Below are 20,631 nucleotides of genomic sequence, written 5' to 3'. Positions count from 1 at the left end.
GCCGATTAAATTATTAGACTTCACCATAATTATTAATTATTATAAACCGATTACTTGTGACATTTTGTGTCGTCTGATGGTTCTAATTGTAGAAAGCATTTTCATATTTTTTGTATTAATTAAATTGAGGTGAGTTCATTGACAAAAAAAACAGATAGAAAAGATGTTAATGATACTTCAAAAATGTATTTGCTTTCAGAGGTTCAAAGCCGCTGCCCTATATGTAATTGTTCATTGATGGTGAAAAAGACTAATAAGTCTAATGTTCGAGGTTTTGATGTTGCTCACATTTACCCGCTTAATCCCACTGAGAGTGAAAAACAACTGTTATTAAATGAAAAAAAAATAACACAAGAGATTGACAGTGAAGATAATCTTATCACATTGTGTAAGCCCTGCCATAAAAAATATGACACAAATAAAACAGTGGATGATTATCGTCGACTAGTCGCAATAAAAGAAGAAATTATTAAAATAAAGAAAATGGAAGATGTGTGGAATAATCAAAGTTTACATCAAGATATTTGTATTGTCGCTGAAAAAATAAGCTCATTAAATAAAGAAGATATAAAAAATACAATACTTAGTTTAGATGCTTTGTCTCTATCGAATAAAACAAACGATACATTTAGTCTACCGAATGAAATTAAAACAGCAGAATATATTAAAATGTATTACACTCCCATAAGTGAATCATTTAAAATTTTGGAACTAGAAAATAAAGCTAAGACTGATTTTATTTTTCAGCAAGTAAAAAGTTACTATCTTGCATTAAAAATGCAGAATCTAAATCAAGATCAAATTTATGTAAATATGTGTCAGTGGTTTATGGTAAAAACTAAAATAAATGAATTGGCGAAAGCTGAAATTTTGGTATCTTTTTTTATACAAAATTGTGAAGTATTTTCATCATGATATTACCAAATAAAACTATAAAAGTATCCGAAAGTAGTTTGTTTAAAGCGACAAAACTATTACCTCTCGTTGAAAACGACATACCTCCGATAGAGTTATATAATAGAACAAAGAAATATTTAATTGATCTACCTGATTTTATTCAAGCACTAGATGTTCTATTTATTTTAGGAAAAATCGAGTTAGATTTAGATAATGAGGTAATTAAAATTGCTTAAGTCGATAGAGTGCGAAAAATTAACTCAAACTTCTTTACTATTTAAAGAAGGATTAAATACACTTGTTGGTGCTGATGATGCTCATAATTCAATAGGAAAATCTTCAGTGTTAATGCTTATCGATTTTGCATTTGCTGGGGATGATTTTCCAGAAAAATGTGATGATGTTATAAAAAATATAGGTCATTTTGATATAAAAATAATATTTGAGTTCGATAAAATTTACTCCTTTTTAAGAAATACTAACAATCCTAATAATGTATTATGTTTAGATAACAATGAAATTTGGCAACTTGAACAGTATAGAAGTTTTTTACAAGTGATGTATGGGTTGGATAAACTTGAACTAAGTTTTCGTGAGTGTGTGAGTGCATTTTTCCGTATTTATCAAAGAAATAACTATAATGAGAAAGAACCATTACATATTGTTCCAAAGGAACCTTGGTTGCCAATAAAGAAAAGATTGCTCAAATTTTTTGATGAGTACAAAAAGATAGAGTTGTTAGAAAGTAATAAAAAAGCTAAAGAAAAAAATAGAATGGATATTAATGGAACATTCAATTCAGGCTCTGTTAAAAAAATAACAAAGAAACAATTCGAAAAAAATAAAATTACTATTGAAACCTTAAATTCTAAAATAAGTAATTTGAAAGAGACATTGAGCTTAAATATAACTGATATAAATAAAATTTTAAATGATGACAATTATAATTTGATGGTAGAAAAAGAAAAGCTATTAAAATTATTACAGAAAACAAAAGTAAGCTTACATAGAATAGAAAGTAATATGTTAAAAAAAGGGAAAGATACTAGCGCATTAGCTGCCATAATTGAATTAATCCCTTCAATTAATATTGATAAGTTAAATAATATTGATAAATTTCATAACGGTATAGCTACGATATTAAATGAACAATTGAAGATTGATAAAGCGAAATTGTCAGAGGATTTAGATTTTATAAATAGCCAAATAGATAGTATTGACTCTAAACTCAAAAAAAATATTGAATTAGATAATAAAAATAGTGTTTTGTTGGATATTCTTCTAGAGTCAGATCAGGAACAAAAAACTCTAAAGATTCAAAATAAATATTTTGAATTAAGTGATAATTTAAAAAAAGAAATTGATTATATTAATACAAATATTAATACAATCTTAGTAGAGTCAATTTCTAGAATTCAAATAATAATTAATAAATCATTGGCTATTTTTATAAAAAAAATATATCCAAACAACCCAATAGAACCAAAATTACTCATTAATAATAAAAAATATATATTTGATTGTGGTGATGATAGAGGAACTGGTAAAGGATTTTCTAATTTAATATCATTGGACTTAGCTTTTCTAGATAATACACTTCTACCGTGCCTTATTCATGATAGTTTATTATTTAAAAATTTAGGTATTTCTGCGGTTGAAAACTTAATAGGTACTTATTGTTCATTTGAAAAGCAGATATTTATTTCGATTGATGAAGTCAAAAAGTATAAAAAAGAAATGCAAAAAATAGTTTCCGATTCAATGTTTCTAAAATTGGATAAAGATAATACGGCATTTAAGATTAATTGGAAAACGAAGCTTTAAAAGCTTTTGTGTATGCACACCCTCTGATTGTCTAACAGAGCATTATTAGCGTTGTACTCGAAATTCTGGTGAAAGATAATAAATATAGTAATTGTACATTATCGTTTTTCACTACGATGAACTAGCTTTTTTAAATTTAAAGGCAAGCTTTATGGGAACATGGATTACAACAAATACATCTTTTAGATCATTTTTTAGTGACAAAATTGGTTACAAGCCAGGCTTAACACTTAATGCTCGTGAAATGATAGATTTTCTAGATAAACATAATCCCTGTCAAAAACTCGAAAGAAGAATGCTGTAGAATTAGAACATATGATATTGAAGTTACTTATCATAGTTATATGTTTAGTTATATTTCAATTTAATAAAATAATAATGTTATTATTAATCAAAACACTAAATATAAAATTCAACTGACGCCAGCGTAACATTCTTTTAAATCATTTAAAACACATCAAAATCAATAAACACAAGGCTTAAAGCCTATTTTGTTATTCATTAAGCATCAGTAAGATACTGGAATGTCCCACCCCATCTTTGTGCCTTTATTCTCTATCCTCTGCTGAGTACTCGAGTGATGAATATTTCATAATCCTTGCCAGTTAGATGAATCCCAGAATAGTTGCTGTGCTCTTTTAATCTTTACCGGGTCTTTAGCTATTAATGCCTGTCTAGTTTATGCGGGATTATATGATCCACTGCTGTTGCTGGCTCATATCTGCCTTGCTCTCTACACATAATACAGAATGGATTATGCTGTAGGTAGGAGAGGCTTACTTTATGCCACCTAGTTTTGTTTTATACTTTCATAACCTTATTTAGATATCTGAAAATTATTGACTCATTCTCCACATAATATATCATGACCTAAAAACTATTTATTGCGAGGTTTAAATGCTTATTGATAATAAACAAATCAACTTTAATGAATTTCACGCAAAATCTCCATTACACTTTCTAGTTTTGGAGATTTTAAAAACTAGATAACAAAAAATATGTCATTAAATTCGTTAGTTAATAATGTAGCTAAATTTATTTGATGATTTCTCTTATCGTCCTTTTTCATATTTATACCTTTAGTTTTTTTTAGATAATAAAAAAGCCACACTAAGTAGCTATATAAAGTTTATGTATAACATAAAAATTTTAGAAATTACTAGATAACATATTGAGTATAAACGTAGCAGAAAATGTTAAGCTTAAAAGCAATGTACTAAATCAGTTCAAACCCTCTAATGAGGGTTTTTTAATTTATAATTAATCAAGATAAATTAAAAGTTCTTTATCTTGCTATTCATGGCTTAATCCAAATAAATTATATATGCTGAGCACGATTTTATTTGCGTTTTCAAACATACTATAGTCAGTAAGATTTCCTTGATTGAATATATTTGTTAATTCTAAAAAGCATTTACCAAGCTCTTTTAAAAGTAATCCTAATTTTGTGTTTTCTAGTAAATCCGAAAGTGATGAAGGATATAATTCGGGGGATATTTCAAGTGTGTTAATAAAACCAAAAGCGCGACCATATGAATCAGCAATTGATTTAATTCTTAGAGCTACATTTAAATACATGTCATTTAGCGATAAACTATCATTTTTATATTCTTCTATAAAAGATTCAATTTCTTCTGGATATTCTATTAATGCTGTCTCAAGACTATATAAATCTATTTTGATAAATTCGGGAGTTGCTGTTTTAGCAGACATACAGTTTGCAAGAAAATTTTGCCAAGATCTTATTGAAGTTACAAATATAGCATCATTATGTTCATCATCTAATTTTCCAGCATCGAATTTAAATTCATTTTTTTGATGTATATCAATTAACTCATTATGCATCATATGTATAATACCACTTATATTATCAAATGATATTGAGTTGTCTTTTTCAAATAGGTTATAGAAAAAAGCTATACTTAAAACTAAAGTAAATTCAGAATATAATCCTTTGCTATCAAATTTTGGTTGCAACTGAGATATTGCTATCACATGTTCATTATTATATGACTCATCATGACCGTACTCCTTAGAAATATCTTCTAGAGCTGTTTCAAAATCATAAGCTATTAATACTTTCTTGAGTTTTGAAATATTCAAATTATATTCTTTTTCTAAGTCCTTTATGATAGTCAAGGTAAAATTACCTATCAGGTTCGCGGTATTTTCATCGTCAAAACCTTGTAAAGATATAACTAAATCGTTTTCCATAATTTCATCCATTTTATAATATAATTTATTATTGTAACTTGAATTAGATTTTCATTGCTATAGCTAAAATTTTACACAAACCGCCTAGTGAGTTTTTTTATTGCCCAAATCTCTTAAATAACATACCATTAGCCAAAAAAGGAAATGATATGAAAAAGATTTTATTATTAAGCTTGGCCTGTTTCGCATTATTTGGTTGTGGTGATAATAAGGTGACAAAAGAGTACCTTGTGGGTAAGTGAAACTGCGTCTATAAAGAATATGGAAGTAAATATGATTCTAAACTTAAAAAATATAGTGATTATTTTGAAACTGATAGCAAACAAGTAATTCAATCATATGAAATTGTTAATGGAATTTTATTATTAAAAAATGAGAATAACAAAGCTATAGAATTTGATTTGGATTTACTTTATAACAATTTAAATATGGAAACTATAACTAACATGTGTGGTAAATGGAGTTATAATCAAAATTTATCAAAAAATACAAGCAATAAGTTTACTTATGAATGGGAGGAATTTTGCGAAGCCTATATAAAGAGAGGCGATTTCCCCCCCTACCCTAAAACTAAAAGAGTAGAAGTTTGCACAAGAATAAAATAAGGTTGATATAGGAATAAAAGTAAAAGGCATTGATAGATGTATAAAGAGCTTTCATAAAACTATAAAAAGTAAAAAATAATGTAGTTAGAACAATGCACGCGTTAATAATTGTAGGAGCTACACAAGCGGCAATCTACACTCCTATAGACACATCAACATTAATTAACTCACAAAATCAAGATGTAATTATTACAGGTACTCGTATCACTGGTAGGGTTGGCTACACTGCGAATTACGCGGCTTATGTTGCAGACCCATCTATAAAAATGAAATTTAAGCGCCCTACTGCTAAAAAAGATTTTCTAATAGTTATGTTGATGCACTATAACTAAAAAATGGTATACCTTTGATGCGGTTCACACTATTAACGGATCACCTGCTGATATTTTCTGTTGCAATCAATTGAAACCAGTAATTAATAAAGAATGCCTTGTTTACTCATGCCCCAACTAAACTAATCCAAATAAATATAACGCAAACTGGTAATTTTTTAGCCGCACGATTCTATCGTTAATCTATCTCTTCTACAGAATATATTATAAATTTAAGCAGATACTATAGACGCTGTTTACATAAGATTTAAACGCAATAACAATCATAATAAGTCCTTTACTTTTTGCCATTCATGTTTAAATCTAAACTTAAGATAGAAAGCAAAAATGCGCATTTTGATTTTATGAATGGGGCGATTTTGTTTTTTTTTGATGTCATCTATTGCACTCATTAAGTCATCTTCATCAAAAAACGACCAAACTGGTGGCACTGGTCCGATCGTATTGTAATGACAAGCAGGCGCCACGTAATAAAATAACACATGTTCAACATAGGATATTGGATATAATTTTACTACTGAGGCAATATAGTTATAATCTGCTTGGTTATCAACAAATAGATCTGAAAGCGCAGCATAGAGCTCTTTTTCATTTAATAGTTCCATCTAGTAACTCCTCTATTTCATCATCAAAACTACATAAAAGGGTAGCAATCATTACTTTCGCTAAGTGTTAAAAGATCAGTCAGAACGCAAAATGAATTAGCATAGAAACTTTCTATTTAAGTTAATCGATATTTAACTCTCTGATTTAATGATTTTTTATAACAGAGTCAAAATTAACTAATAATAACCGAGATATATACCACATGTAATTGGCTCTCTCAACTTTAACTTTAAAACGATTATTAGCGCTTGAATGTTGAACTTGCTTGTTAAATGCAATGGATAAATTACGTTAATTTTCCAATGTTGGCATTGAGTGAATAGGAAATTGTTTTCTGTTTATGCTTAAGCAGGTTTGTATGGCGATAATAATTCGTAGTCAGAAAAAGTATAATCAAGTTCACCACCCACCTCCCCTATAACAGCAAAACAGTTTGCTAATTCTTTGTATTGCATGCATCTTGATGAAGATTCAGATTTCATCAACGATATAATGGACAAGTTTCCTTTGATATCTTTATTTGAGCTTGTCGATAATCCTGACAATTTTATGAAAGATTTGGGATACTTTATGGAGACAGAGTTTCACTATATCTATCTTTTCAGTTTTACTTCAGGATAAGATTGTAATTAAAGCAAAGTATGATCACAGTGACTCTTATTAAATAAAAATAACATCAATTTGCTTTGGTTTGCGTAGGTTGGAAAAAAGTGAATATTGATTAATATTGTGCTCACACTGAACAAGCTTAGCGCGACAAACCAACAGCAACGTGTTAAGCCATAAGTTTTCATCGTTACTCAAGCTTCCCTAAATCGTCAATTACTGTCACCTTACCGTTAAAGTGACAGTGACAGTGACAGCGCTAGCAATCTCACACATTATCCTATTCTTTACTCTTATTGCTAACGTGAAAAAGCGAGCATGCGAGGTAACATTTTTATTTATGGATTTTTACCAAGAAAGATATAATTGAGCTCATCGGTAAAAAATATTTTGATTATGAATCATAAATTAGATATAACTAACTATCACGAAACCATGCTTCATTTCCAAGAGCTAATTGGATTAAATGTTTTTATTCAATTCCCTGTCATTACGGAACAATTACCCTCCTCTTATGAAATCAACCTAGAAAACATTGCTGTTAATTTCTATAGTGATGAGCCAGCTTATAAAAATATTTTACTGAACAATCCAAATAACTTTATTAAAGATTATAAAGATCCCGTGATTTTATTGAAGAAATCAAAATTAGTTATTAATAACACTAAATGTGCTCAAATTCTTATGGTCAGCAAGGTAAAAAATAAAGACTATTTTCATTCTTGGGATACTCAATTTTCAAAGGGTGATTTTCAGATAGTTTGCTATGGTAAGAGTTTGGCTTATCCAGATACAATGACATTTGTTTGCGTTATTTATACAGGAAGCGTTGAGCTATTATTTGATGAGTCAGATATGCTATTACATACTATTGGAACTGGGATTCTATTTAGTCAAAAAGAGATTGAGGCTATTAATGCAAAGCAGGCTGAAAAGATTATCGCCTACCGTAATAATATTGAAGATCTAAATATTAATAATCGGTATTCTCGTTTATGGGATCCTGATTATGATCAACAATTCTTTAGCAGCACTGATGAGTACCCTTATTGTAAATTTGCCATCAAGGATTATGATGGTTCAAATAACCAATAATAGCCATATAAGCTATTTTAAATAACCCATTTCGCCAAAATTGAATTAAATATTTTAATTTTGAAGGGAGTGTTAAAGCCACAGAACATTTTGAATGAATTAATGAGGTAAGAAGATCATTTCCGTAAAAAATGGTTATACTAATTAGTTAAGAGAGTATCCAGATATCAATTAAAAGTAAATAGCAGTCATAATATAAGTCAATAATAAATAAAAGGATAAAACAATGACAAATAAGATGTGGATGATTCGTGGTGATGGTGGTCGATTATATGATGATTTTCGAGAACGCCAAGTTGTAGGAATAGGATGGGCACAGTTAGCTGAATATGCCAAGCCAAACATGACTCGAGATCAATTAACACAATACTATCTTCAAGTTGAACCACTTACCAAGCTTGGTACCGCACGATCAGGGGCTTCGCAAGTGTGGCGTTTTATTAATGAGGTTCTGCCTGAGGATTGGGTTATTACCTATTCTCCTGCCAATCGTACTTATTTGATAGGAAAAATATTATCTGACTTCCAATATCATCCAGAATGGATTGAAGAAGGTATGGCCTTAGCCAGAACGGTTAAATGGCAAAAGGAAATCGGTCGCGATACACTAACGGAAGAAAGTAAAAATACCTTAGGTTCAACTTTGACTGTCTTTCAACTGCCTGAATTTGCCATCGAAGAACTTTTACATGACAACACTATCCAAAATGTACCGATTGAGCATCCTGATGATATTGAAATTGATGTTGATGATGATCCGCTATTAGGTATGGAAGCATTAGCTATCGAAAGAATAAAAGATTTAGTCAGTGCACTGCGGTGGGATGAAATGCAACAGTTAGTTGCCGGTGTATTACGTAGTATGGGGTACAAAACCCTGATTTCACCAGCAGGTCCAGATCGAGGTAAAGATATTATCGCATCTCCAGATGGTTTTGGGTTTGAAAACCCGCGTATTATTGTTGAAGTAAAACATCGCAAAGTGCAAATGGGTAGTCCAGATATTCGTAGTTTTATCGGTGGAAGACACAAAGATGATCGCGGGCTATATGTTAGTACAGGAGGGTTTAGCAAGGAGGCTCGCTATGAGGCTGACCGCTCCACAATCCCATTAACACTTTGGACGCTTGATGATTTAGTGAGAACCTTAATCGAATATTATGACCATGTTGATATTGAAACAAAACTGCTAGTGCCATTAAAAAGGGCTTATTTACCTGTATAATCAGTTAACTATGTGGATAGCTTTTTTATCCAATGTAGTAGGCGACGATAGCATTAAGCTATAAATAGCAATTGCTTATATTGGATTATGACTCGTCATATTTAGGGTTAATATCAGCTAAAGTAGCTGAAAAAATTGCTCAATTAGGAGTTAAAAAGCTTATAAATACCCTTTATGTAAAAGATATAGAAACAGAGTAACGCGGCAATTAACCTGTTTTTACTTTATATTTTGCTGACGACGTTGCTAGATGGTTTAACGATATGAATATCAATGAGAAACTCATTGTGGATAAGTACAATGAGTTTACCGATATATGACAGTTATTTGTTTTGTCATAAATAATTTGCCTTTGCTACATTATGTAGGCTTTAGATAAAACCGAGTAAAAATAATAAATATATTGAAAATCAAAGTGTCAATAATATAAGAAAATAGTCGCCTCAAAAATTGATTTAAAATCGATTCGCTATCCAGCGCTAATACCCCGTAAATTTCTCTCTTTCAACCACCATGCTTTGACTTAGAAACTGCTTTATTTTCTCTTCTATTTGACTTTCAATTGTTTTAAGTCGTAATAATGGCACACCAGCTTTAGCAAGAATGGCATTCTTTAGTTGATCTCGTTTCTTCTGCTCTGGTTTACTGTGATCATCGCCATCCACTTCAATCACTGCTATAGGGTATTTACCGGTTTTGAAATAGAGGACAAAGTCACAACTGGCTTTATGGTGCATATATTCAAGTTCAAGCTCGGTAAAGCTGTTGTTGTTTTTTGAAACCAGCTGTTCTAAAAGAACTTGTTGATGGTATATCATGGTTTGATAAGTACTTTCTTTCAATATATCACGCAGTAATTGAGCTATAATCCGTTCAGATTTATATTTTGAGTCATGTTTTCTTAACCGTGAGTTAAGTGCCTCTAACGACTTATCATAATCTTGATAAAGCAAATCAAAAGCCGAGATAACCGGACTTTGGTAAATATGATCGTTATCCGCATAATAGTTAATATAACGAATTAAGGCGGCAATACTCTGGTTATTTTTAGTGAAGACATCATTACCGGTGACAAGCATAAACCTATTTTTAGCCCGCGAAACCGCTACGTTAATTAAATTGGGATCATCAACAAAATTGAGCTGTTGTTGGCTGCTGAGCTTTTTATCCAATACAGTAGAAAAGATAATATTATCACACTCTCTACCCTGAAATTTATGCGTTGTAGCTTTGATAATACCGGATGGCAAATGTTCTTGCGATAAATCAATTTGGTTATTGTAGGGCGCAATAAAACCGGTGTTTTCTTCTGTAAAATCTTGCCAACCTACTTTATTGAGAGAGTCAAGTTCTCGCAAATTCGTTAAATTTCTTGTGTGATTACCCGGTGCGGTAACAATTAATGTGAGCGCTTGTTCTCCATTATCTTTGGTCATTGGAATAAGCTGATCATTGTAAAATTGCTTATTACAAAACTGAATGATTTTCGGATGACAACGATAGTGCTCTTTCAGTAAAGTGATGGGGATTTTGTCTTGAAATAAGCCAATAAAAGAGTCAAGTAGACTATATTTTTCACAATCATAATATTCATGAGGTGGTTTGATATCAAGTTTGGTAGGTACATGAGGTAGCTGTTTACGATCGCCGACAATAATCACATTCTTGGCACAGCCCAAACCAAGAATACCGGGAATAATATCTTGCTGTGAAGCTTCATCAATAATTAAGTAGTCTATTAAGGCACCTTGCCCCAAAGAGTTGATAATGGAGTGAGTACTACTACCTATAATTGGAAAACGTTTAGTAAATTCACTAAAACGTTGTTGATAGTCTTTGTCGGTAAAGGTCACTTTATGGTCGATGGTTTGTGAAAGATGTGCTTTCAAATATTGCATTGAAAAACGGGTTAAATCAGCCAATAACGAGTGAAATTGATTTTGTTCAAGTCGCTCTTGATACCGTTTAAGTAGGCGTTTTTTTTCATTCAACTGCTGATTATAATAAGCCAACTGTAAAAGATTAAAAATTGTTTGGCGCTTTTGCCAATTACTAATGAATTTTGTGCGTATTATCTTAAAATTAAGCAGAAGTTGTATGCGGTCTTTAAATGTAATCCGACGTTGATCAAGGTAATGTAAATAAGCCAATAAATCGGTAATTTTCTCTTTGGAAAACTGATATTTACTTAGTTGCTGGGTATCAGACGATAAGTTTTCACTTTGGCTCTGTTGTAAATACCCTTTTTCAATAGTCAATTCGTCAATTTGCGCTTGCAAGAAAGCAACTTGGTTCTGTGCTTGGAGATGTTCGACTAATGTATTTGAAAGCTCGCTTATTTTTTGTAAAGTTATTGTTTGCTCTTGTTTTTCAAGACTCAGTTCTAGTTCACCGCCAAAAAAGTTTTTTCGTTTGTCACTACTGCCTAATTTAGCAACCAGATAATCAAGTTGATCTTTAGCTAATTTTTCATAGACATTTTCTACCGCAGAATTGTTATTGGATAAAATCGCAACCGTGCGATTATTTATCAAAATATTCGCCACAATATTTAAAATAGTTTGGGTTTTGCCGGTACCTGGCGGGCCTTCAATAATACTGATTTGTGATGCGAAAGCTTGTTTTACTGCTTTTAACTGACTTTCATTAATTCCAAAAGGATAAATAAGATGTTGAGGAGGCTGGCGTTTTTGGTTTGTTACACTGCAATAAGCATGAAGCACCGTATCAGGATGGGGAGTGATTTTATCCAGTTGTCGTAATACATTTTCAGCAATACCTTTATTGTGCTCATCGGCATGTTCAATACGAGCTTGCGCTACTTGTGTAAAGTAGTGAAAAATATCTTCATTTTTAAGATTGGTCTCAGATACGATCTGAATATTTTCACTAAGCATAACGTAGGGGCGAGAATGGTTAGGATAATAGACAACAGTATACTTTCGCCCATAACTTTCAGCTTTTTCAATCCAATCTATTTTCGCTTTATCCTTAACAATAAGAAGATTTCCCTTTATTTGCTCAAATGGATTCACTTGGCATTGTGATAGTGGCTGAGTATATTTTTTGCCAGAAGGAAAATGGCTAGTGAGTTTGAGTTCTTGATCTTTATTATCATAGTAGAGAGACCAGTCGCTGATTTGCTTGGTTTTATTTTCGCCATTCATATAGATAGAAATCATTGCTTTCAGTCCTTTTAATAGGGAATATATTCCATTAAGAAGAAAATCGTTTAACCTTATTGTTTACGTTTAAACAATTGCAGTAAACCTCTTACTGTAACTTCTAACTGACTACCTTGCTGATAATTAGCAGGAACAACATAATTAGCTCGTTCTTCAGCAATAAGTTTTTCAACTTTTTCTTGTGTACGTTGTTCCTTCCATTTTTGTTCATCAAACACCGCCAACGAAAACCCGCCTTGGTATCTAACCATTTTCATTGATGGAATATCGGTATCACCATCACCAAAATAGATCATTCGTTCAAAAGGGATATCTCGTTCTTTTAACTCAATAAATTTATTAACTTCAGTATTGTTCCAGGAATTTAAGATGCCTTTGTTAATTCGAAATAAAAATTGGGTTTTGGTTGTATAGTTTATCGCTTGCGCTGGCCAAATAACTTGTTTTCCATTCGGAGAATAATGATATTTACAGGCATAAATTTGGCTAAATTGATGACCAATTTCTGTACCACGGATCATCGCATCTAAACCACTTGAAATAATGTAATGGTGTAGTTCTATCTGATTAGCCGTTGCATATTGATTAATACGCTCGAACCAAGTATTAACACCGGGAAAAAGAGGAATTGATTTACCATGTTTTTTTAAATTATCTTCACTTAATTCATCAGAACCAAGTTGATTGGCTTTTTCTGCTAAGAGTCCAAGATAAGCAAGTATTTCATCACCATCATCTTGTTGGGCGCGTTGTTTCACTTTAACCCAAAAATTTGCTATATCAGTAATACCTAATGCCGGCATAAGACCATGCTGAGCGCAATCGCCTTCGGCTAACGTTCCATCGAAATCATAAATTAATGCACACTTAATCATTTACTAATCCCTATATAATGCTTTACATTCAATAATAAGGCTATAACTTTCCTATAATGTGACTCTGTATAATTATCATTCTTATCTGGCAAATCATTTTCTTTGATTTTAGATAAGAAAAACTGTCTCCTTTAACATCCTAGTCTAGTTTCTCCATGATCTCACTACCAATTTGCACATCAACCTCAAGCTATTTAAAGCTACTATTTAGCCTCTACACCTTTTATCACGTCCGCAATAATAAATAGCACAACGGGCTAGATCATTATGAATCACCAATGATCCACCTGATGTCTGGCACTTAACATGAGTGATTTTAAGTTTTATTGTTATGCAAAAGTGTTTAAAGTTGAAACCATCAACTACACTTTCATGCTAAACAATATAAATAATATACAGGAATTTTACGATACTGCTCACAAAAATTAAGCTACATAACAAAAATCTAGCGGTATTCAGCTGTTTCTGTGATCTAAATCACAAATTAAGATATTTCTTCAATATCATTTAATCTTAAAACAATATAGAATCTGAGGGTTTTGCCCATGCAAATAAACCACTCATTTACATTTACCACAAATAAACTATAAAACGGCATTTTGTAAATGATCTTTTATCAACCCAAAAAATCAGTTCAACAAGCCCCCCTCATTGACGCTAAAATTAGATCACAAAAAATATCATATTTTTCTTATAATTGAGCAATTACCAAATCGATAACGCTCTCCAAATCCTGTCATCCACTATCTAGTAATTTTCTTTTAATTCCTTTAAAAATATATTTAACCAAACGATAAAGACCATGGTTTATTTGAAATGGTTTATTTGAAGATGAAGTTATATATCGACTAATATAAAATAAATTAAACCATTAAAAATAATATTTACTGAATAACTTAAGTTTTAGCATGGTTTTAAATTTTGTGAAAATTTCAATTTAGATTTAATATAAGGCGTAATAATAACAAAAGTATTAATAAGTTAGCGCTTTTGTTACTTTAAACTAAATTATCTATGACATAAAAAAGGATATTTATGAGACGCAAAGATAGAGAAATAACTAATCTTGATGAAGTGATCGATATTTTAGAGCATACTGATGTTATTCGTTTAGCCATGAATAATGGTGATTATCCGTATATTGTTCCTGTCAATTTTTGTTATGAACTAACAACAGATAATCAGTTTATTTTTTATATTCATGGGGCTAAAGTGGGAACTAAAGTTGAACTACTCAGACAAAATCCTTTAGTTAGCTTTGAGCTAGATACAGGGCATCAATTAATCACTAATGAAAAAGCCTGCAAATATTCCTTCGATTATGCCAGTGTTATCGGCAATGGGCATGCAACCTTTATTGAAGAACCCACCGCAAAAATAGCGGCGTTAAAAATAATGATGAATAAATTTGCTCCAAATAAAACTTTTTCTTTTACCGAAGGCGATGTTAGACCAATTAGCGTCATAAAAATTGAAGTACAAGCTTATACAGCTAAAAAACATTGAATTATGATGACTATATTGCTTGGGTAAAAAAGGATAAAGAAAACCTAAATTAATAATACTTATATGTGAGTTTTTAACCATCTAGCTATTAATTATCAGTAATAAGAAAATAACACAAAATAGGTTAAAGGCTCGTGATTTATTTGGTGCATATGTTGAATATACAATAGTAAATAGCTAGTTATAAATACTCAATTTTATAGGTCACTTTTCATTTAAATATATAAACAATTTTAATAAAATAGAAATCCAGTATTTACAAGTTTTTTAATACTTTTGTTAAGATTTCGCTGGCTGAATACAGATTTAGCCACTTTCACGATTTAAATAATTCTCGAATAAAGCTTAACTCTGGATTTACCTCTACCACTTTATCAACCATTTTGTTATACCACATTGGTTTTTGCCATGTTGCAAAATTAGGGAAATGGTTAATTGCCATTGGTGTCTTTAACAGAGGGTGATCGATTTCTGGGGTGGAAAGACCATGACGAGCTCGGAAATTTTTGACTGCCTGATATTCAAATGGCCAAAGAAATAACATGATATCATCAATTTCATAACCAGTTGCTGGCTGCTTTTCATCATTATCAAGAAACAGTGATATCCATTCTAAATGATTATCACAAAGCTCGATTAACCAATCTGTCAACTCATTTTCATCGGTGCTGTACAGCGCTTCCTGACAAAAACGATGATAAAATGGGTCAATTGGGATATTTGCCCTATCCCAATCAATGGATTGTTTACGCTCACTTGTCATCATTTCAATCGCTAATACCCCTAAGCGCTGTGGTTTTGGTGGTACAACATTACCTCTACCATCCCCCCCCCAAGGTAAACTTCGGCTCATATTACCATTAAGAATACTTTCAACAATCTTAGGGTAGCAAGGTTCAATTAACTCAAATCGATTACAGGCAAACATCATTAGTAAGATTTGACCTTGACGTGATAGATCATTTTGAAAACAGTCTTGATGTCGATAGATATTATAATAATCAAGTAACAAATATAATGCTGATGAAGCAATATAACCACATAAATAAGGATTCCTTTGTTGTTTAGAGGTTAGATAAAGGATAGAATAAAAAAATTTCACATGAGACATAACAGTTGATGTATAACTTAGAATATATTCTTTATTTTTTTTATAATTATTCTCTAATCTCGATTCAATCCTATTAATTTCAGCTTTTTGATATTCATTCATATCTTTTTTCAAAAAAACGTATTTATTATAATACTTATTGATTTGATTAATAGATGCCATATTCGCTGTTCTCCATGATTTACTAAATGAAATCCAATTATTTTTTATTACATTTGGCATTTGATATTATGTTAGAAGTAGCAATAAAAAACGCTTTGAAGCCACTTTCACGATTTAAATAATTCTCGAATAAAACTTAACTCTGGATTTACCTCTACCACTTTATCAACCATTTTGTTATACCACATTGGTTTTTGCCATGTTGCAAAATTAGGGAAATGGTCAATTGCCATTGGTGTCTTTAACAGAGGGTGATCGATTTCTGGGGTAGAAAGGCCATGACGAGCTCGGAAATTTTTGACTGCCTGATATTCAAATGGCCAAAGAAATAACATGATATCATCAATTTCATAACCAGTTGCTGGCTGCTTTCCATCATTATCAAGAAACAGTGATATCCATTGTAAATGATTATCACAAAGCTTGATTAACCAATCAGTCAACTCATTTTCATCGGTGCTGTACAGCGCTTCCTGACAAAAACGATGATAAAATAGGTCAATTGGGATATTTGCCCCATCCCAATCAATGCTTTGTTTACGCTCACTTGCCATCATTTCAATCGCTAATACCCCTAAGCGCTGTGGTTTTGGTGGTACAACACTACCTCTACGTAAACTTCGGCACATATTACGGTTGAGAATACCTTCAATAATTTTGGGATAGCAAGGTTCAATTAACTCAAATCGATTACAGGCAAACATCATTAGTAAGACTTGACCTTGACGTGATAGATCATTTTGAAAACAGTCTTGAATCGAATAAATATTATAATAATCAAGTAACAAATATAACGCTGATGAAGCAATATAACCACATAAATAAGGATTCCTTTCTTGTTTAGAGGTTAGATAAAGGATAGAATAAAAAAATTTCACATGAGACATATCAGTTGATGTATAACTTAGAATATTTTCTTTATCTTCTTTATAAATATCCTCTAATCCAGATTCAATCATATCAATTTCAGCTTTTTGATATTCATTCATATCTTTTTTCAAAAAAACGTATTTATTATAATACTTATTGATTTGATTAATAGATGCCATATTCGCTGTTCTCCATGATTTACTAAATGAAATCCAATTATTTTTTATTACATTTGGCATTTGATATTATATTAGAAGTAGCAATAAAAAACGCTTTGAAGCCACTCTCACGATTTAAATAATTCTCGAATAAAGCTTAACTCTGGATTTACCTCTATCACTTTATCAACCATTTTGTTATACCACATTGGTTTTTTCCATGTTGCAAAATTAGGGAAATGGTTAATTGCCATTGGTGTCTCTAACAGAGGGTGATCGATTTCTGGGGTAGAAAGGCCATGACGAGCTCGGAAATTTTTGACTGCCTGATATTCAAACGGCCAAAGAAATAATATATCTTCATCAATTTCATAACCTGTTGCTGGCTGCTTTTCATCATTATCAAGAAATAGTGATACCCATTCTAAATGATTATCACAAAGCTTTGTTAACCAGTATATCAATTCATTTTCATTAGTACTGTACAGTGCTTCCTGACAAAAACGATGATAAAATGGGTCGACAGGAATATTTGCATTATCCCAATCAATGCTTTGTTTACGCTCACTTGCCATCATTTCAATCGCTAATACCCCTAAGCGCTGTGGTTTTGGTGGTACAACACTACCTCTACGTAAACTTCGGCACATATTACCGTTAAGAATACCTTCAATAATTTTGGGATAGCAAGGTTCAATTAACTCAAATCGATTACAGGCAAACATCATTAGTAAGATTTGACCTTGATGTGATAGATCATTTTGAAAACAGTCTTGAATCGAATAAATATTATAATAATCAAGTAACAATTGTAATGCTGATGAAGCAATATAACCACATAAATAAGGATTCTTTTCTTGTTTAGAGTTTAGATAAAGGGTAGAATAAAAAGATATCACATGAGTCATATCAGTTGATGTATAGCTTAGAATCTTTTCTTTATCTTCTTTATAAATATCCTCTAATCCAGATTCAATCATATCAATTTCATCTTTTTGATATTCATTCATATCTTTTTTCAAAAAAACGTATTTATTATAATACTTATTTATTTGATTAATAGATGCCATAGTTGCTGTTCTCCATGATTTACTAAATAAAATCCAATTATTTTTTATTACATTTGCATTTAATATTGTGTTAAAACTAGTAATAAAAACGCTTTGAGGCCACTCTCACGAATTAAATAATTCTCGGATAAAGCTTAACTCTGGATTTACCTCTATCGCTTTATCAACCATTTTGTTATACCATATCGGTTTTTGCCATGTTGCAAAGTTCGGCAAATGGTCTATAGCCATTGGTGTCTTTAACAGCGGGTGATCGATTTTAGGGGTAGATAAACCATGACGTGCTCGAAAATTTTTCACGGCGTGATATTCAAATGGCCATAGAAGTAACATCTCATCATGAATTTCATAACCTGTTGATGGTTGCTTTTCGTCATTATCAAAAAACAAACATACCCATTCTAAATGATTATCACAAAGCTTGGTTAACCAATCAGTCAACTCATTTTCATCGGTGCTGTACAGCGCTTCCTGACAAAAACGATGATAAAATAGGTCAATTGGGATATTTGCCCCATCCCAATCAATGCTTTGTTTACGCTCACTTGCCATCATTTCAATCGCTAATACGCCTAAGCGCTGTGGTTTCGGTGGTACAACATTACCTTCACCATCTCCTCCCCAAGGTAAACTTCGACTCATATTACCATTGAGAATACTTTCAACAATTTTTGGGTAGCAAGGTTCAATTAACTCAAATCGATTACAGGCAAACATCATTAGTAAGATTTCGCCTTGATATGAGAGATTTACTAAAAAACGGTCTTGATGTGGATAGATATTATAGTAATCAAGTAACAAACTTAATGCAGATGTCGAAACATAACCGCATAAATAGGAATTTTTTTCTTGTTTAGAGCTAAGATACATTGTGGCATAATAATCACTTGTCGTAGAAAATTCGATGGCTATACTAGCTAAAATATATTCTTTATTTTCTTGATAAATCTTCTCTAATTCAGCAGATATCTCATCTATCGTATTTTTTTCATAATTATTAATATCTTTTTTTAAAATAACGTAGCGAGCGAAATATATTCTTATTTCATTAATAGATGCCATATTAGTTGTTTCCCATTCTTTATTAAATAAAATTCAATTTTTCCATTATGTTTGGCATTTCATGTATGTAAAAACTAGCACCGTTCTAAATATAACTATGTAGCTATTACTTTTATAAGTAATAATTTATTTGTGAATTTATAACTATTAACAATGATGATATGATTTCTTATAGTTATTAAAGTTAAATTGACATCACTAGCTAATTAAATTATATATTAATTATTATAAATAAGTTATAAAACATTATGTCATTAAATCTCAGGAAGACAATATTTAATCTACTTAAACAGCAACCGCAAAAACAGTTTACCGCTAGGCAGTTGGCTCAGTTGATATTTATACATAATCCGCAAGCCTGTGCTGAAAAAAACAGGCTAGTGAGCGTTTAATGACTGATGATGATGTTATTGCCCAAATTGCAGCTGAAATTGGTGCCCAGCGACCACTTTTACAAAAAAAACATCCAGAGATAAAAACCACAGAGGGGCGTCCTAAAAAGTATTACTTTTCGCAAAAATCGGATGAAGCAGAAGTACTAGACGCTGAGTGTTTATCAACAAAGAAACTGCCCACACAAGCCCAAACAGAGAAGAATGGTCACAACGAACACTCTCTCTATCCATTATTATGTAAATATCTTTATGATGAACTTAATGTGTACTCTAAACGTATTGATGAAAAAACCTCATCAAATAGAATGGGTAAAAATGGCAATATATGGCTACATCCTGATATTGTTGGCTTAGAAGATCTCAGCTCTGATTGGAATAACTTAGTCAAAGAGTGTGTTAAACTTTATGCCGATCAGCAAAGTAAACTATGGTCATTTGAAGTTAAAATATTACTTAATATGTCAAACGTCAGAGAATCATTTTTCCAAGCTGTATCTAATTCTTCATGGGCTAATTTTGGTTATTTGGTGACTTCACAAATTACTGGTAGTGATACATTGAAGGAACTCAGAGTACTGTGCGCAGCACACGGTATTGGCGTTATTAAATTAGATATAGATAATCCATCAGAAAGTCAAATTTTAATTCCTGCTCAAGAAAAAACTATTATTGATTGGGACTCTTGCAGTCGTCTTGCTCGAGAAAATAAAGACTTTAATAACTATATTAAGTTGGTTAAGCAGTTTTATCAAACTGGCGAAATAAAAGTTTTTGATTGGGATTATACAAATGCTTAAATAAGAAAATTAGTAAAAAAGAGACACCAAAGAGTC

Annotated in this window: 15 protein-coding genes and 1 pseudogene; 8 read left to right on the top strand and 8 right to left on the bottom strand. The window is 31.4% G+C overall.

Annotated elements, in window-relative coordinates:
• Positions 1-138: 138 nt before the first annotated feature.
• From AC5LXV_RS04830 to AC5LXV_RS04820, 3 genes are read left to right on the top strand one after another with little or no spacing between them, the layout of a single operon-like run.
• On the top strand, positions 139-915 hold the full coding sequence (locus AC5LXV_RS04830; protein ID WP_493467517.1) for an ABC-three component system protein: 777 nt from the start codon (positions 139-141) through the stop codon (positions 913-915).
• Positions 912-1,133, top strand: a complete 222-nt coding sequence (locus AC5LXV_RS04825; RefSeq protein ID WP_493467516.1) for an ABC-three component system middle component 7 — start codon at positions 912-914, stop codon at positions 1,131-1,133. Before AC5LXV_RS04830 ends, AC5LXV_RS04825 begins: the two co-directional genes overlap by 4 nt.
• A complete protein-coding gene (locus tag AC5LXV_RS04820) occupies positions 1,126-2,721 on the top strand; it encodes a hypothetical protein (protein WP_493467515.1) in 1,596 nt (531 codons plus the stop codon). Before AC5LXV_RS04825 ends, AC5LXV_RS04820 begins: the two co-directional genes overlap by 8 nt.
• A gap of 1,293 nt (positions 2,722-4,014) precedes the next feature.
• Here the strand turns inward: AC5LXV_RS04820 and AC5LXV_RS04815 are convergent.
• Positions 4,015-4,935: a hypothetical protein gene (locus AC5LXV_RS04815; protein ID WP_493467514.1), complete on the bottom strand. Its 921-nt coding sequence runs from the start codon at positions 4,933-4,935 to the stop codon at positions 4,015-4,017.
• 697 nt (positions 4,936-5,632) lie between these two features.
• On the opposite strand from AC5LXV_RS04815, the gene AC5LXV_RS04810 reads away from it, so the two are divergent.
• On the top strand, positions 5,633-5,872 hold the full coding sequence (locus AC5LXV_RS04810) for a hypothetical protein (protein WP_493467513.1): 240 nt from the start codon (positions 5,633-5,635) through the stop codon (positions 5,870-5,872).
• A 263-nt stretch (positions 5,873-6,135) separates the two neighbouring features.
• Here AC5LXV_RS04810 and AC5LXV_RS04805 read toward each other — a convergent pair whose 3' ends face one another.
• A complete protein-coding gene (locus tag AC5LXV_RS04805; RefSeq protein WP_493467512.1) occupies positions 6,136-6,477 on the bottom strand; it encodes a DUF7079 family protein in 342 nt (113 codons plus the stop codon).
• A 1,003-nt stretch (positions 6,478-7,480) separates the two neighbouring features.
• Between AC5LXV_RS04805 and AC5LXV_RS04800 the strand changes: the two genes are divergently transcribed.
• Both AC5LXV_RS04800 and AC5LXV_RS04795 read left to right on the top strand, forming a co-directional pair.
• The gene (locus AC5LXV_RS04800; RefSeq protein WP_493467511.1) at positions 7,481-8,179 is read left to right on the top strand and encodes a hypothetical protein; all 699 of its coding nucleotides are present in this window, start codon (positions 7,481-7,483) and stop codon (positions 8,177-8,179) included.
• 226 nt (positions 8,180-8,405) lie between these two features.
• Entirely contained in the window at positions 8,406-9,404 is a 999-nt protein-coding gene (locus tag AC5LXV_RS04795) for a restriction endonuclease (protein ID WP_493467510.1), read from the top strand.
• 479 nt (positions 9,405-9,883) lie between these two features.
• Here AC5LXV_RS04795 and AC5LXV_RS04790 read toward each other — a convergent pair whose 3' ends face one another.
• Both AC5LXV_RS04790 and AC5LXV_RS04785 read right to left on the bottom strand, forming a co-directional pair.
• A complete protein-coding gene (locus AC5LXV_RS04790) occupies positions 9,884-12,586 on the bottom strand; it encodes an AAA domain-containing protein (protein ID WP_493467509.1) in 2,703 nt (900 codons plus the stop codon).
• A gap of 56 nt (positions 12,587-12,642) precedes the next feature.
• Positions 12,643-13,461 carry an HAD family hydrolase gene (locus tag AC5LXV_RS04785; RefSeq protein WP_493446412.1) on the bottom strand — a complete coding sequence of 273 codons (819 nt, stop codon included), beginning with the start codon at positions 13,459-13,461 and terminating at the stop codon, positions 12,643-12,645.
• 1,038 nt (positions 13,462-14,499) lie between these two features.
• Here AC5LXV_RS04785 and AC5LXV_RS04780 point away from each other — a divergent pair.
• Positions 14,500-14,970, top strand: coding sequence for a pyridoxamine 5'-phosphate oxidase family protein (locus tag AC5LXV_RS04780; RefSeq protein WP_493467508.1), 471 nt, complete (start codon positions 14,500-14,502; stop codon positions 14,968-14,970).
• 316 nt (positions 14,971-15,286) lie between these two features.
• Here the strand turns inward: AC5LXV_RS04780 and AC5LXV_RS04775 are convergent, their stop codons facing one another.
• From AC5LXV_RS04775 to AC5LXV_RS04760, 4 genes are all read right to left on the bottom strand, one after another.
• Positions 15,287-16,183 (bottom strand): hypothetical protein, encoded by an 897-nt coding sequence (locus tag AC5LXV_RS04775; RefSeq protein WP_493467507.1) that lies wholly within the window; start codon positions 16,181-16,183, stop codon positions 15,287-15,289.
• Positions 16,184-16,350: 167 nt separating this feature from the next.
• Positions 16,351-17,232 (bottom strand): hypothetical protein, encoded by an 882-nt coding sequence (locus tag AC5LXV_RS04770; RefSeq protein WP_493467506.1) that lies wholly within the window; start codon positions 17,230-17,232, stop codon positions 16,351-16,353.
• 167 nt (positions 17,233-17,399) lie between these two features.
• A complete protein-coding gene (locus AC5LXV_RS04765; protein ID WP_493467505.1) occupies positions 17,400-18,281 on the bottom strand; it encodes a hypothetical protein in 882 nt (293 codons plus the stop codon).
• A gap of 165 nt (positions 18,282-18,446) precedes the next feature.
• Positions 18,447-19,403 (bottom strand): hypothetical protein, encoded by a 957-nt coding sequence (locus AC5LXV_RS04760; protein ID WP_493467504.1) that lies wholly within the window; start codon positions 19,401-19,403, stop codon positions 18,447-18,449.
• 248 nt (positions 19,404-19,651) lie between these two features.
• On the opposite strand from AC5LXV_RS04760, the pseudogene AC5LXV_RS04755 reads away from it, so the two are divergent.
• Positions 19,652-20,595: pseudogene (locus AC5LXV_RS04755) on the top strand (COG2958 family protein).
• Positions 20,596-20,631 lie beyond the last annotated feature (36 nt).

The sequence above is a fragment of the Gilliamella sp. LMG 34359 genome (assembly GCF_984569085.1).
This window is presented reverse-complemented; position numbering and strand designations above follow the sequence as displayed.